This window comes from [Bacillus] caldolyticus, from assembly GCF_003595605.1.
GTDB classification, from domain to species: domain Bacteria; phylum Bacillota; class Bacilli; order Bacillales; family Anoxybacillaceae; genus Geobacillus; species Geobacillus thermoleovorans.
The window spans coordinates 371,535-385,297 of record NZ_CP025074.1 but is presented as its reverse complement, the minus strand read 5'-3'; the positions used below and the strand labels follow the sequence as shown (position 1 = coordinate 385,297).

The following is a 13,763-nucleotide window of genomic DNA, read 5'->3' as shown; positions in this document are numbered from 1 at the left end:
CCGGTCTTTCAGCAGCCAAACCGCCAAGGCGCCAAGGAGCGGCAGCGAGCGTAAACGAAGCCGCCGTCGAGCGCAAAATCGGAAAGAGCGCCGGGATGACCGCCTGCATCGCATCGTTCAAAAAGTGGCCGAGGCTGATGCGAACAAAATCGGGTAGACGGTCATGCTGACGGCGCTTGTTCGTTCCGTATGAACCCCCATCGTTCTCCCCCGTTCCAACCATAGATCTTAATATGGCTAAATTATACTTGATCCTTGCCACCAGAGAAAGCCCCATTTCCCAGCGTGAGCGCAGGCAAGAGGGCGCTTCATTTTTGTCTTTTCAATCGCCAGCGCGGTAATTCAGCTTTTCTTTTCCAGATGCACTGATGACGAGCTCGACGTTTACGAATAGCGTGTTGTTATGGAGTGGGATGAGGCCGTTGATCTGATGTTTTTTCCAGAGATCCGGACGCTGGCGATACAGTTGCTCCGCTAGATTCAATATATCGATCTGTTGCTCTTTCCCAAGTTTATATAAGCGGTGGATTTCTTGTTTCACCGTTTGTTCCGCCAGTTTGGTCAGTTGTTTTCGTGAGAGCGGTTCACGCAGTTCGAGGAGATTTCCTTGCGCCTTGACGTTTACAGTAAAAGCATACTTTCCGTTCTTCACGTCGACCGACCACTTCGTTGTTGGATTATGGACGATTAGGGAGGCAACGGTTTTCTCTTTTTGCTTGACATAAATCGGGGTGCGCCGAACGTCCTGCTCCAACCAACGAAGCCCTTGCAAATCGGAACGGCCCTCGCATCCTTGCAGGCGGTAATCGTGAAGAAAACAAATGCCGGATATAGCCAACATTTGTTTTGGCTTCTTATTTTCCACCCAACGATTGTCTTCAATTGTTAAATAAGGGAGTCTAGCTACATCAGCTTTTTCATCCATCGCAGCAATCAATTGGCTGAGACGGATCGGGCGGATAAACGAACTTTGTTGAAAGATTTCTTCCGGATTGGACAACAGCGAATAATACGAGGAAGCGTTCAACAACGGCGTCGCTTCAAACAGCTCGGACAGCGGCTCATCGGTCGCGTACACCCACGCCGTATGGCGAATTTCATTGTAACGGTTCAGCACGTCGATCACATCGGCTACGATGCCTTTTTGCAAGGCCCGTTTCGTAAAGACAATGCTTTTTACATGGCCCCATGACACCCTTTGTTGAATGGAAGGGTAGATTTTGTCGGTCGCGATATTAAACGTTTCGCCAGCGGCTTTGCCGACGGAAATCGCCGCTTTTTCTCTGCCGCCCCCCGCTTCGACTTTGGCAAGGGCGGTGAAATCGATCAATTGCACGTAGGCGATTACTTGGCCATCTTTGTAGTCGATCCCGATTGAATGAATGTAGACAGTGTGATCGATGTTGCGTGTGTCCCAGCAACCGCCAAGCAGCATGATAGAGGCGATGATGGGAATGACTCGCTTCCTCATTTTCGTTCCCTCTCTTTTGCAATGAGATCATTTGGACGGACAATGCGGTCGCGCGTGCGGAACTGCTTCCATGTGCTCGGGATAAACGCTTTCCCGATATCTTTGGACGGCGGCGCCAGCGGCGTCAAGTACGGAATGCCGCAGGTGCGCAAGTTGACTGCATAAGTCAAGATGAAAAACAGCGACAGAATGAAGCCAAACAGGCCAAGAACGGTGGAAGCCGTCAAGACAATAAACCGCAGCAAGGTGACGCTGCCGGCCATGTTTTGGTTGACGAGCGTGAATGTCGAGATGACGGAAATGGCGGCGATGACGAGTGTGGCCGGGGCGGCAAGCCCCGCGTTGATCGCCGCCTGGCCGATGATTAAGCCGCCGACGACGGACAGCGTCTGCCCGATGGCGATTGGCAGACGCATCCCGGCTTCCTTAAACACCTCAAACAAAATCATCATCACAAACATCTCCAGCGGCACTGGAAGCGGCACTCCTTGGCGCGACAAAATGAGCGTCGCCAGCAAGGTGAACGGAAGCTGGTCCGGATGGAAGGAGGTCAAGGCGACCCAGGCGCCCGGCAAATAAATGGCGACCGAAGTGCCGACGAGCCGAAGCAGGCGCTGAAATACGACAAACAAGAAAAACGTGTTGTTATCTTCCGACGTGTTCAGCAAAAACGTTAAATTGCCCGGGCCGATCAAGGCGGTCGGCGCCCCGTCGACCAAGATGATAAAACGGCCGTTGAGGAGCGAATTGACGGCAAAATCGGGCCGCCCGGTATAACCGAACATCGGGAACAAAGAAAACCGGGTGTCAGACAACCACTCCTCAATTTGATTGGTGCTTGTCACCGAGTCGATGTACAAACTGAGCAGACGGCTTCTCACCTCATCGATGATGGTCGTGTTGGCAATATCATCGACATAGAGGAGCCCGACTTTTGTCTGGCTGCGCGTGCCGATGACAAACGGTTCATAGACGAGCCGGTGCGAGCGCAGCCGCTTGCGGATGAGCGCCACGTTTTTGCTGATTTCTTCAATAAATCCATCTTTGGGTCCACGGATCGATACTTCCGTGCTCGGCTCTTCCGGATCGCGGTTTGGCGGGCTGGCGAGCGGCATCGTGTACAAGACATCGGCTTCGTGAAAATAAATGAGCAAATCACCGCTAAACAGCTTGAAGTTGAGATCATCGATCCGCACTTCTTTTCCCATATACTCAAGCGCCGCCGGTTTGCGGGCCTCGATGTCGGCGGCCGAAAAGCATGGATGGTGTTCGCACAGCTCGCGGAACATCGGATAAATGGCCTTTTGCAGCATTTGCGTATCGCACAGTTCTTCACAATAAATAAACAGCAAGTGCACCACAGCCGCCGAGCCGTCAGGCAAAGAGGATGGAATCGCGGCTTCCGTCATGATGACATCCGGGCATTTGGCGTACATCGTGCGCAACGCCTCTTCGGAGATGATGACGGTCTCGAGCCCTGTGTAATCGTCTTTCAACCGCTTGCCTTCGGCGGCGCGCATGGGTCGTTTCATCCTGCCACCCCTCTTTTCTTTTTTCGGTATGCCAACAAAGCGAAACCACTTAACACAACGGACAGCGCAAGACTAAACAGCAGCGATGCCGGCAGCACCCCATGTTTGACAAAATACAAAAACTGTTCATCGCTGACCGGCGCCAGCGCCGCCAATGTGATCGCCAAGTAAAGGACAATGAGCACCCAACGGCGGGTTTGCGGATGGCGGATCGGGAACAGCTCTACAATGAGCGCCATCGACAAGGAGATGCGGATAAAGGCGCCTGATATCCACTGGTAGATCGACATAAAGTCGACATGTTCAATGTACGTCCCTAAACTGACCATCCGCCATTGCTCAAATGCCGGATAGCGAAGGCGCGTCGCCTGCTCGGGGCCAAACTCGGTGATGGCGCCAATCGTCGGCCCGATGCTCAGCCCGGCGGTGAAGAAGGCAATCGCGGCAAGCGCCTTCCATGAAAATGGGCGAGGCAGGCGATGGGAGAGAAACAATAGAACGATCACTTCCACATATCCCGCTCCGGCGTACATCATGCCGTTGAGCACAGGTCCAACACCATGTTCAAGCGTTGGTCTGAGCAGTGAATAATCTTTATGAGGCGTGGTCGAGAGCATAACGAAAAAACCAAACACGATGACGAACGGGCAAATGATCATGGAAGTGTTGGCAATCGAGTCGATGCCTTGGTACGAGTTATAAAAACAAACGGCCACGATGACCAAAATCAGCGCCCATCTCGGCGTCGCCGTCAAATAAGAGGTGGTGGTAAACGTGACCGTATCGTTTAACGTGACAAAACTATGAAGAAGCAAGAATGCGCTGCTGACACCGGCCACCGCATAAGCAGCCGCGCTCGAAAACCGGGCCTTGAGCCAGTCAAACAGCCGCTCGCCGTTCAGTTGTCGGATGGTGAAATAAAGCAGCGGCAGCCAGAGGAGCAAACCTCCCAACGCTCCCAAGGCGGCGATCCACGCATCGCGGTGGGCGGCCTCAAGCATAAAGGGGATGATGATGACATGATTCATCAGCCCGACCGACAGCATGATCATGAATAACAATTGCAGGGCGCTAAGCGGTTGTCCGTTCATCATGAATCCCTTTCTTTCCGTGCAATCTCCAAAGGGCGGGGGATGTAGGGCAAAAGGCTGCTGATTCCAGAAACCTTGCTGAACCGGCTTCTTTTCTGATGAAATGCCGCTGATTGGCTTTCTAAAACGATAGTGTTTCCAGTCCAGGGGAATTTATCCGTTCCAACGGCAAACCAACAGCGAAACTTCTCAGGCGGCAGGGGGCACAATACAGGGAAGAAAGGGCGAACATCAACGGCATGCAAGGGGGGCGCAGCATGAAATGGCTTCATTTGACGATCGGCGTGAAGATTTCCGTCTGCCACCCCACCCGGTGTATGTCCCGGTGACGCTGATCCGGGATGGCCAGCTGTTGGCAGACGAATTAGCGGAGCTTGGGAAAACGGAGCAATGGCTGGCCGCCAAACTGCAAAAACAAGGAATTGCCTCGCCAAAAGACGTGTTGATCGCCGAGTGGCTCGAAGGAGATGGGCTGTTTGTTCAGACGTATCAGCCCGCCGAGCGGCAACGGTCAACGCGGCGGCCGACGGCGTCGGAATGAGAGGAAGAAAGAATCCAGGGATGGATTCTTTCTTTATTTTGGAAAAAACTCTTGCCTTTCTTCTGTTTTATGTGTACTATTAGTTATAGTACGGTTGTGACAATGAGAGGAGGAGGGGAGATGTTTGAGCTTGATATCCGCAGTCGCCAGCCGATTTACGAACAACTGATTGACAAAATGAAAGAAATGATCGTCCGCGAACTATGGCAGCCGCACGATCAGCTGCCATCGGTCAGGACGATGGCGAAACAGCTGATGGTGAATCCGAACACGATTCAAAAAGCGTACCGCGAACTGGAACGCGACGGCTGGATTTATTCGATTCCAGGGAAAGGCAGCTTCGTTGCCCCGCGCTCGAAAGAACCAAACATCGAGGCGATCGCTACGGTCCGTGAGCAGCTTGTCCGCCTTGTCAAGGAAGCACGGTTTTTAGGGGTGACGAATGAGCAGTTATGGCAATGGGTTCGAGAAGGAGAGAAAGAGGGGGAGAATCGTGATTCAACTTGTGGACGTGACGAAAACGTTTGATCGGTTTGCGGCCGTCAAGGGCGCGAACATGATGGTGCCAAAAGGAGCGATTTACGGGCTGCTCGGCCCGAACGGCGCCGGAAAAACGACGCTGCTCAAGATGATGGCCGGCATTCTCCGCCAAGATCGCGGAACGATTACAGTGGACGGGGAGGATGTGTGGGAAAATGTCCGGGTGAAGCAACGCCTTTTGTTTTTGCCGGACTTTGTCTACTTTTTTCCGCACGCGACGATTCGGCAAATGGCGGATTTTTACGAGCAACTGTACCCGTCGTTCAGCCGCGGGCGGTTTACAGAATTGCGGTCCGCTTTTTCGCTTGATGTTGATCAAAAAATTCAGCAGTTTTCCAAAGGCATGCAGCGCCAAGCGGCGTTTTGGCTCGCCTTTTCCGTCCAGCCGGATGTGCTCATTATGGATGAGCCGCTTGATGGGCTCGATGCATTCGTCCGCCGTCATGTGAAGCAGCTGCTCATAGAAGAAGTGGCCGAACGGGAGATGACGGTCGTCATTTCGTCGCACAATTTGCGCGAGCTCGAAGATTTATGCGACATCGTCGGATTGATGGCGCAAGGGACCGTACGGATGGAGCGCGATTTAAACGAGCTGCGCGCCGGGATGCATAAAATTCAAGTCGCGTTTCGCGGCGGATTTCCGAGCGAGTTGGCCGAACGCCTTGACATCGTGCATCGCGAGGAGCGCGGCAGCATCGTTCTTCTTGTCGTCCGCGGCGAGAAACGATCCATCGAAGAGACGGTGAGTTCGTTTGCTCCGCTCATTCTTGACGTCTTGCCGTTGTCGTTGGAAGAAATTTTTGTGTATGAAATGGGGGATGTTGTCGATGTCCGCGAAACGGTTGTCGGCTAACCGCGCCATGTGGACGCAAAATGTTCGCCAAATCGGCTGGATTGCCATCATTCATCTGCTGTTATGGCTGGCGGCGATCGTATTGCCGATTGGGCTTTCGTACTCGCAATATGATCCAAAAGTCGGAAATGTGCCGCAATGGAAGAACGTATACTATATATCCAATGGGTTTGAGACGCTGATTGCTTGGCTTGTCCCGATCTTGGCGGCGGCCGGTGTGCTTCGCTACATGCACGAGAAACGGTCGGCTGATTTCATCCATAGCTTGCCAATCCGCCGCACCGAACTGCTTGTGGGGCAAGTGCTATTTGGCTGGATGCTTTTGATTGTGCCGCTTGCAGTGACAGCGTTGGCCGCCATTGGATGCCTGTATGGGCTCGATCTCCCGTGGCCGATTGGGGCGGCGGATGTAGGGCGTTGGTTCGGTGAGACGCTGGTGATGGAAACGGTTATTTTTGCTTTTAGCATCGTTATTGGGGTGCTTGTCGGCCAATCGGTGCTTCACATTGTGTTGACAAACATTTTTCTCGTTTTTCCGGCCGGCATCATGGTCCTTATGTTTAGCAACTTGTCGCTATTATTATACGGATTTCCGGATATGTACTATTTATCAAGCGAACTGGAACAGTGGGTGATGCCGATTCGTTATGCGATGCTGACGGATCAAGCGATGAGTGCGGGAGAAATCGGGATGTTGTTGCTGTTGTCGCTTCTATTTTTCGGTTTGTCCATTTGGCTGTACGAGCGGCGGCCGACGGAAGCGGCCGGGCAGGCGCTCGCCTTTTCAGTGCTTCGCCCGCTGTTTGTGTATGGAGTGGCATTTTGTTCTTGGCTTGTTGGCGGTTTCTATTTCGGAAACGTGGAAAGCAAGTGGAGCTGGACGGTATTCGGCTATATCAGCTTTTCCTTGATCGGGTATGCCATTGCCCAGATGGTGATTGCGAAAACGTGGCGCGTCTTTCACCGTTGGAAAGGATATATCGCGTTTGCGGGAGCGATGGGGGTCATCTGCCTGCTTGTTCATTTGGATCCCCTCGGTTACGAACAGCGCGTGCCGGCGCTGGCGGACATCAAACAAGTATATTTCGGCCAATCGACCATGAATTTTGAACATCCTGAAATGATAGGCCGCTCATTTCAAGAAGTTGATCAGTTTTTGCGCAGCCAAGACAACATCAAAGCTGTAAGGGCGTTCCATGAGCAGCTTGTGCACGATCAGCCGTCGCCGCCTCGGTTTGCCAACATCCGGACAGTTGTGATCGGCTATGTGCTGAAAGACGGCACGCGCCTCCTCCGCCGCTACGTAGTGCCGATTGAACCGTACATGCCGTATTTTCAGCGCATCATGGGTTCAAAAGAATATAAGCAGCAATATTATTTGCTGCTTCGCCCAAGCGGCTATGCGCCGATCCGTCAGGTGACGATCCGAAATGTGGAAACTGGGCGGGCAGAGGTTGTGCTTGCCGAGCCGAAGGAGATCGAGTCGTTTGTCCAGGCGCTCAAACAAGATTTATGGAATGAGCCGGTGGAGGACATCATCGGCGGGGGGCGCGCATGGCAGGGGAATATTGAATTGCTGCAAAGCGACGGCGATTCATTCAGCCTCCCACTCGATGAATACAACCTCCATGTGCGTCAATGGCTAGAAGAGCGGCACATGTGGGAGAAAATCGAAAAATGACAGGCAAACGGGCAGGGGAAGATTCCTGCCCGTTTCATTTTTTGTCAAGAAGCCGTTTTTTTCCGCCGCCAAAGCCATACGGTCAACAAATCGAGCACCCACAAAAGAAGGAACAGAAATAAGATGAACAGCTCAGGCGTCTCCATGACGCGAAACGGATTGATGACGTTATGGAGCGATTGGTATAACGTCAGTCCCATCAGCCTGTCCATTCCGACGGCGGTAGTGATCAGAAGCAAGAGAAAGGTGAGAGAGACAAAAATGATTTTCAACGCCAGACACCTGCCGCTTTTTGAGGTTAGTGTTTGCTAGCAAGAAGGAAACGATACGCTGTCGTATACGTTTTTGGCCGCTTGTCTATAATGGATGATAAAATGATGCGGAGCGAGGAGGAGAGGGGCATGCTGTTTCAATGGGGGATGAGCCGGCAGAAAAAGCGAATGGACGTCAAGCAAGAAGGACCGGACCATAGCGGCGAGGCGTCGGATGTCCCGCAAGAGCCGCTTTCTGCTGAACTGGCCGTCAATATTGACATCATTCGCCAAAAGACCGGAGAGAGCAACGATGTTGTCATTCGCCGTTTTGCGTTGGGCCAGGAATGGCAAATCAAGGCGGCTATCATTTTTGTCGACGGGCTTGTTGATGAGAAAAACGTGTACGAGTTTGTGCTGACGCCGCTGCTTCAAGCGTCGTTTCCGCTGGCGCTTGAGGAAAAAGAGCGGTTTCAATGGATCGAGAAAAAGCTCGCCGCGGTCGGCGGTGTGAAACATATTTCTGACTGGAGGAAGCTCTTTTTTGAGCTGTTTTCCGGAGCGACGGTCATGCTCATCGACGGGGTGCCGTTTGCCATCAGCGCGAGTACGAAAGGCGGGGAATATCGTTCGATCGAAGAGCCGCAAACGCAAATCGCCGTCCGCGGGCCGCGCGAGGGATTTACGGAGTCGTTGCGCACGAACACAGCGATGATCCGCCGTCGCATTAGAAATCCGAATCTTTGGCTGGAGACGATGCAAATCGGCACCGTGACGCAAACGGATGTCGCGATCATGTACATCAAAGGCATTGCCAATGACGAGGTTATCGAGGAAGTGAGAGCGCGCCTGCGCCGCATTGATACGGACAGCGTGCTTGAGTCCGGTTATATTGAACAATTAATCGAAGATCAAACGTTTACGACGTTTCCGACGATCTATCATACCGAGCGTCCCGATGTGGTAGCCGCCAACCTGTTGGAAGGACGGATAGCGATTTTTATTGATGGGACGCCGTTTATCTTGATCGTGCCGGCTTTGTTTATCCAATTTTTTCAAGCGGTAGAGGATTATTATGCCCGTTTTGATATCGCCACTGCTCTTCGCTTTTTGCGCGTATTGATTTTTTTTCTCTCGCTCGTTGCGCCGGCCATTTATATAGCGGCGACGACGTTTCACCAAGAAATGATCCCAACTCAGCTTGTCATCGCCATTGCCGCCCAGCGTGAGGCCGTACCGTTTCCTGGTTTTGTCGAGGCGTTGATGATGGAAGTGACATTTGAGATTTTGCGTGAAGCGGGGATTCGGCTGCCGCGTGCAGTCGGACAGGCGGTGTCGATTGTTGGCGCCTTGGTCATCGGGCAGGCGGCAGTGGAAGCTGGGTTCGTTTCCTCGGCGATGGTGATCGTCGTTTCGATCACGGCGATCGCCAGCTTTGCGACGCCGTCGTTTGCCATCGCCATTTCAGCCCGTCTCATCCGCTTTGGGTTGATGTTTTTAGCAGCGATGTTCGGGTTTTACGGCATCATGATGGGGTTGTTGGTCATGATTCTCCATTTATGCAGCTTGCGTTCGTTTGGGGTGCCATACATGTCGCCGCTCGCTCCGTTCACCCCATCTAATATGGGCGATACCCTGTTTCGAATCCCGACATGGATGTACCGCGAGCGGCCGCGCCTGATTAACCAGAAAAATATCATTCGCCAATCAGGGGGTCAGAAACCGCAGCCTCCGGCACCAACACGCCGGGAAAAGGAGGATGGATCATGAAACGATCTATCGCCATGTTTGTGTCCTTTTTTGTTTGTGCGCTGTTGCTGGCTGGTTGTTGGAGTAAAAAGGAGCTTCCTGACTTAGCGTTTGTCATTGCCGTTGGCCTTGATAAAACAGAAGACGGCAGATATTTGGCCTCGTTTCAAGTCGTCAACCCGGGCAACGTCGCCGGCGCGACCCAGCGTGGCGGCGGGGCGGCCGGCGTGCCCGTTTCCATGTATACGTCGACCGGAGACACGTTGGTCGAGGCAAGCCGAAAAGCCTCGAAGAAGTTGTCACGCATTCTGTATTATGGCCATACGAACTTGGTGGTCATCGGCGAAGAGGTGGCGCGTGAGGGGTTGAATGGGGTATTCGATGCGATGGAACGGAACAACCAGTTTCGCACGACCTCACGGCTGGTTGTTGCCCGTGGCCATTCGGCGAAAGATGTGCTAGCTGTGTTGACACCGATTGATAAAATTTCCGCCAACCAAATTATTAAGACGTTGGAGTTTTCCGAGATGGCCTGGGGGCAGACAATCAACACCGATGTCTGGTGGGCGATTCGTAGCTTGTCTGGAGCCGGAAGAAATCCGGTGATGACCGGTATTACCATTGAAGGGGATCCCCAGCGCGGCAAACGGCAAACCAACGTCCAGACATCGGTCCCGAACGTCCGAATCAGTTTGGACGGATTGGCATTATTTAAAAAAGATCACCTTGTTCGCTGGGTGAGCGGGTCGACATCAAGGGGCGTGCTTTGGGTGCTGGATCGAATTAAACAAACGAATATCACGATCCCCTGGAATGGAAAAAAAGAAGCGATTGGCTATCGAACCGTGCGGGTGAAAACAGAAGTCAAGCCCCAATGGAAAAAGGGAAGGCCATCGATTTTGGTTCACATTCAAACGGAAGGAGATATCAGTGAAGCATACGTTCCGATTCGTTTGGATGACTACCGGCAATTGTTCCAATTGGAAAAGGCCATTGGCCGGGATATTGAACGGGAAGTGAAACAGGCGATTGAAACGGCCCAGCATGAAAAAACGGATGTTTTTGGTTTTGGCGAGGCGGTGCATCGCGCCGATCCCCTCTTATGGAAGAGAATCAAAAAAGAGTGGGATGACCGCTATTTCCCTCATCTTCGGGTGACAGTAAAAGTGGATGCTTCCATTCGACGCACGGGATTGCGGAATACGCCATATATCAAATAAGCGTTTTCGGCTCAAAAACTTGGATACGGTGGAGTGAGGAGCGATGGAGCGAGATGGAACATAGCAAAATCAATGTGCGCCAGCTGTTTGTCCTGATTGTGTTGTTTGAGCATGGCAGTGCGATGGTCATTCCACTCGGCGTCAGCGCCAAGCAAGATATGTGGATCGCCATTTTGCTCGGTCTGGCGCTTGGGCTGTTGCTGTTTTTGGTTTACGAGCGTTTGTTTCATTATTACCCCGATCAGCCGCTGACTTCCTATGTGACACATATCGTCGGCAAGCCGCTCGGCAAGGTGTTGGCGGTTCTCTATATTACCTATTTTTTCTATATCGCCGCCCGTGTGTTGCGTGACTTTGGCGAACTGTTGCTCACGTTTGCCTATCCGGAAACGCCGCTGTTTGTTTTGAATGTCCTTATGGCCATGACGGTCATGTACAGCGCCTATAAAGGCATTGAAGTATTGGCGCGCACCGGCGAACTGCTTTATACGTTATTGCAAATACTGGCGGTTGTTGGATTCATCTTAGTTATCGCTTCCGGAGTTGTTGATCTCACCCAGCTCCAACCGGTATTAGAGGAAGGGTGGAAACGGGTGTGGAAAACGGTGTTCACGGAAACGTTGTACGTGCCGTTTGGCGAAATGATCGTGTTTACCATGCTGTTTCCATACTTGAATCGTCCGGAAAAAGCGCGGCGGGCCGCCGTTGCCGGGATGGTGTTGACCGGGATCAACCTGGCGATCATTATGGCCGTTAATACGGCCGTCTTGGGAGCTGATGCGGTGTCACGTTCATCGTTTCCGTTGCTCGATACGATCCGCCGCATTCAAGTCGCTCACTTTTTAGAGCGGCTTGATATCTTTTTTATGGTCGCTCTAGTGATCGGGGGGTTTTTCAAAGTCTCCATCTTTTTTTATGCCGGCATCGTGGGGGTGGCTCATGTATTCGGGTTTTCGAACCACCAGCGGCTTGTTTATGCGTTTGGGGCGCTTGTCTTATTGTGGTCGGTGGCGATGGCCAGCAACTACTGGGAACATATTCATGAAGGATTAAAGATTGTCACGCTCTATCTGCACATCCCGCTGCAAATCATCATTCCGGTGCTCTTGCTTGTGATTGCGGCGATTCGCCGGCGGTTTGGACAATCAGCAAAATAAGAAAAACGGACTAGAAGATTTATGCGGCAGCAAGCAGGAAAAACCGCAAAAAAACACGAATACAACAATAACCTGTTCCTATGAGGAACAATGGGGCGAAAAGTGGTGCTGAACATGCAACCCGAAGGCGGGGTGGAAACAACCCGGCGCCGATGCGCGTGTTTGTTTCGGGAAGCCGGTGTCAGCTGAAGGCTATTGATTTTGATTATAACGAAAAAGGGTTGAACGATGGTGAAGGCGAATGTACAGGCGATCGATCAGCTAGACGCGGAACAGTTGGGCAGCGGCATGGTGATTACCGACCGTCAACTTTCGATTGTTGCGGTCAGCGAACCGACGCCAAGATGGCTCGGATTTGCCAAAAACGAATTAGTCGGGCGGCCGGTCGGCGTTCTGTTTTCAGCTGAGTGGTCGGCCGCGTTGTTAGATGGCATCGCCGAGGCGGTAAAAAGGGACGGGTGCTGGCAAGGAGAAGCGCGCCATGTAGCGAAAAGCGGGAAAACATGTACGAGTTGGATGAACGTCTATCGGCTATCAGGCAGCGAAGGAGAATGGCTCGTTTGGCATTTTGTTGAACAAACCGCTATGCCTCCGGCTGATCGACCGACGCCGTCTGAGTTGCTTGAGGTCATTTACGATTCCGCCCCGTTCGCTGTTGTTCCGGTGGCGGCGGACGGAACCGTGCAAGATTGGGGGCTTAGTGCAGAGCGGCTGTTTGGGCGCCGAAAAGAAGAGGCGGTCGGCCGCCCGATATGGTCGCTCTTTCGTTGCGGCAGCCAAACATGGCTTCCGTTTCCTCCCCAAGAGCAGCGATGCGGCGAAGGGATGGTGCAGCGCCGGGACGGCACGTCCGCCAATGTCGCCTATACGGTCATTCCCGTGCTTCAGGGGGACGGATATATCGTCCTTATCGAAGATGAGACGAAGCAAAAGCAAAAAGAGGCGGAGCGGCGGCGCCAAGTCGAGCTGGCCAAAAAAATTCAGCACAACTTGTTGACGCCGCTCATTCAAAACGAGGCGGTGACGATGGATGCCGTCTATATTCCATCCGATGATTTGTCAGGCGATATTTACGCTTGCTATCAAATCGACCTGTACCGCTACGGGGTGATCGTCATCGATGTGATGGGACACGGCATTTCGTCAGCCTTGGTGAGCATGCTGCTTCGCTCGCTTTTGCGCGGGTTGATCGTGCGCGTCATCGACCCGGTCTCGGTGGCGAGCGAACTGGAAAAGCATGTGCAAACGTTGTTTCCTGATGAGGCCAACGACATCCGTCACCTGTTTTCCATGATTTATTTAGTGATTGACACGAAAGAGCGAAAAATTGAATATACGAACGCCGGCCATCCGGCTGGGCTGCTCGTGTTTGACGATGGAAGCGTCCATGAGTTGGACAAAGGCGGTTTGGCGATTGGCAGCCCGTTTTCCTTGCCGTTTGAAAAAGGGGTGATTCATTACGACAAGCGGGCCCGCCTCCTTTTGTATACAGACGGCATTTTAGAGGAGATCGATCCGTCGATTTTGCAAAGCATTGAAAAAATTCGCTTATGTACGCAAATGTGCCGCCATTTGCCGGATAAACGCTTCCTCGAACGTTTAATCAGCCAAGGTCCGCCGCTCGTCAGCCCTTCCGACGACATTTGCTTATTGTCCATCACGGTTCATGGATAGGCG

Annotated in this window: 12 protein-coding genes and 1 pseudogene; 8 read left to right on the top strand and 5 right to left on the bottom strand. The window is 52.5% G+C overall.

All coding sequences use genetic code 11. The features are described 5' to 3' along the window. Window positions 1-64: 64 nt before the first annotated feature. From CWI35_RS18480 to CWI35_RS02035, 4 genes and pseudogenes are all read right to left on the bottom strand, one after another. Window positions 65-201: pseudogene (locus tag CWI35_RS18480) on the bottom strand (MFS transporter); the annotation flags it as partial. Between the two features lie 121 nt (window positions 202-322). Further along, entirely contained in the window at window positions 323-1,471 is a 1,149-nt protein-coding gene (locus tag CWI35_RS02045; protein ID WP_014195733.1) for a Ger(x)C family spore germination protein, read from the bottom strand. Next, a complete protein-coding gene (locus tag CWI35_RS02040) occupies window positions 1,468-3,003 on the bottom strand; it encodes a spore germination protein (protein ID WP_014195734.1) in 1,536 nt (511 codons plus the stop codon). The genes CWI35_RS02045 and CWI35_RS02040 overlap by 4 nt, the downstream gene beginning before the upstream one ends. Then, complete coding sequence (locus tag CWI35_RS02035) at window positions 3,000-4,094, bottom strand: GerAB/ArcD/ProY family transporter (RefSeq protein WP_021322393.1); 1,095 nt, start codon at window positions 4,092-4,094, stop codon at window positions 3,000-3,002. The genes CWI35_RS02040 and CWI35_RS02035 overlap by 4 nt, the downstream gene beginning before the upstream one ends. A 262-nt stretch (window positions 4,095-4,356) precedes the next feature. On the opposite strand from CWI35_RS02035, the gene CWI35_RS02030 reads away from it, so the two are divergent. The 4 genes from CWI35_RS02030 (at window position 4,357) to CWI35_RS02015 (ending at window position 7,709) form a co-directional block, all read left to right on the top strand. After that, window positions 4,357-4,635, top strand: a complete 279-nt coding sequence (locus tag CWI35_RS02030) for a YetF domain-containing protein (protein ID WP_014195736.1) — start codon at window positions 4,357-4,359, stop codon at window positions 4,633-4,635. Between the two features lie 120 nt (window positions 4,636-4,755). Next, window positions 4,756-5,163 carry a GntR family transcriptional regulator gene (locus tag CWI35_RS02025; RefSeq protein ID WP_021322395.1) on the top strand — a complete coding sequence of 136 codons (408 nt, stop codon included), beginning with the start codon at window positions 4,756-4,758 and terminating at the stop codon, window positions 5,161-5,163. Further along, window positions 5,129-6,028: an ABC transporter ATP-binding protein gene (locus CWI35_RS02020; RefSeq protein WP_066233662.1), complete on the top strand. Its 900-nt coding sequence runs from the start codon at window positions 5,129-5,131 to the stop codon at window positions 6,026-6,028. Before CWI35_RS02025 ends, CWI35_RS02020 begins: the two co-directional genes overlap by 35 nt. Continuing rightward, window positions 6,003-7,709 (top strand): ABC transporter permease, encoded by a 1,707-nt coding sequence (locus CWI35_RS02015; protein ID WP_162924020.1) that lies wholly within the window; start codon window positions 6,003-6,005, stop codon window positions 7,707-7,709. The genes CWI35_RS02020 and CWI35_RS02015 overlap by 26 nt, the downstream gene beginning before the upstream one ends. A gap of 44 nt (window positions 7,710-7,753) precedes the next feature. On the opposite strand, the gene CWI35_RS18180 is transcribed toward CWI35_RS02015, so the two are convergent. After that, window positions 7,754-7,981 carry a YczF family membrane protein gene (locus tag CWI35_RS18180; protein WP_041467851.1) on the bottom strand — a complete coding sequence of 76 codons (228 nt, stop codon included), beginning with the start codon at window positions 7,979-7,981 and terminating at the stop codon, window positions 7,754-7,756. A gap of 129 nt (window positions 7,982-8,110) precedes the next feature. Here CWI35_RS18180 and CWI35_RS02005 point away from each other — a divergent pair, with 129 nt between their 5' ends. From CWI35_RS02005 to CWI35_RS01990, 4 genes are all read left to right on the top strand, one after another. Beyond that, a complete protein-coding gene (locus CWI35_RS02005) occupies window positions 8,111-9,730 on the top strand; it encodes a spore germination protein (protein ID WP_119877450.1) in 1,620 nt (539 codons plus the stop codon). Continuing rightward, window positions 9,727-10,929, top strand: coding sequence for a Ger(x)C family spore germination protein (locus tag CWI35_RS02000; RefSeq protein WP_119877449.1), 1,203 nt, complete (start codon window positions 9,727-9,729; stop codon window positions 10,927-10,929). Before CWI35_RS02005 ends, CWI35_RS02000 begins: the two co-directional genes overlap by 4 nt. A 53-nt stretch (window positions 10,930-10,982) precedes the next feature. Next, the gene (locus CWI35_RS01995) at window positions 10,983-12,086 is read left to right on the top strand and encodes a GerAB/ArcD/ProY family transporter (protein ID WP_119877448.1); all 1,104 of its coding nucleotides are present in this window, start codon (window positions 10,983-10,985) and stop codon (window positions 12,084-12,086) included. Window positions 12,087-12,314: 228 nt separating this feature from the next. After that, the gene (locus CWI35_RS01990) at window positions 12,315-13,760 is read left to right on the top strand and encodes a SpoIIE family protein phosphatase (protein WP_119877447.1); all 1,446 of its coding nucleotides are present in this window, start codon (window positions 12,315-12,317) and stop codon (window positions 13,758-13,760) included. Window positions 13,761-13,763: the final 3 nt, after the last annotated feature.

What these genes read in the sequence shown, in the direction of transcription:
- CWI35_RS01990 (WP_119877447.1), top strand. Translation starts at nt 12,315, where the DNA reads ATGGTGAAGGCGAATGTACAGGCGATCGATCAGCTAGACGCGGAACAG.
- CWI35_RS02005 (WP_119877450.1), top strand. Translation starts at nt 8,111, where the DNA reads ATGCTGTTTCAATGGGGGATGAGCCGGCAGAAAAAGCGAATGGACGTC.
- CWI35_RS02025 (WP_021322395.1), top strand. Translation starts at nt 4,756, where the DNA reads ATGTTTGAGCTTGATATCCGCAGTCGCCAGCCGATTTACGAACAACTG.
- CWI35_RS02045 (WP_014195733.1), bottom strand. Translation starts at nt 1,471, where the DNA reads ATGAGGAAGCGAGTCATTCCCATCATCGCCTCTATCATGCTGCTTGGC.
- CWI35_RS02000 (WP_119877449.1), top strand. Translation starts at nt 9,727, where the DNA reads ATGAAACGATCTATCGCCATGTTTGTGTCCTTTTTTGTTTGTGCGCTG.
- CWI35_RS02035 (WP_021322393.1), bottom strand. Translation starts at nt 4,094, where the DNA reads ATGAACGGACAACCGCTTAGCGCCCTGCAATTGTTATTCATGATCATG.
- CWI35_RS02015 (WP_162924020.1), top strand. Translation starts at nt 6,003, where the DNA reads ATGTCCGCGAAACGGTTGTCGGCTAACCGCGCCATGTGGACGCAAAAT.
- CWI35_RS02030 (WP_014195736.1), top strand. Translation starts at nt 4,357, where the DNA reads ATGGCTTCATTTGACGATCGGCGTGAAGATTTCCGTCTGCCACCCCAC.
- CWI35_RS01995 (WP_119877448.1), top strand. Translation starts at nt 10,983, where the DNA reads ATGGAACATAGCAAAATCAATGTGCGCCAGCTGTTTGTCCTGATTGTG.
- CWI35_RS02040 (WP_014195734.1), bottom strand. Translation starts at nt 3,003, where the DNA reads ATGAAACGACCCATGCGCGCCGCCGAAGGCAAGCGGTTGAAAGACGAT.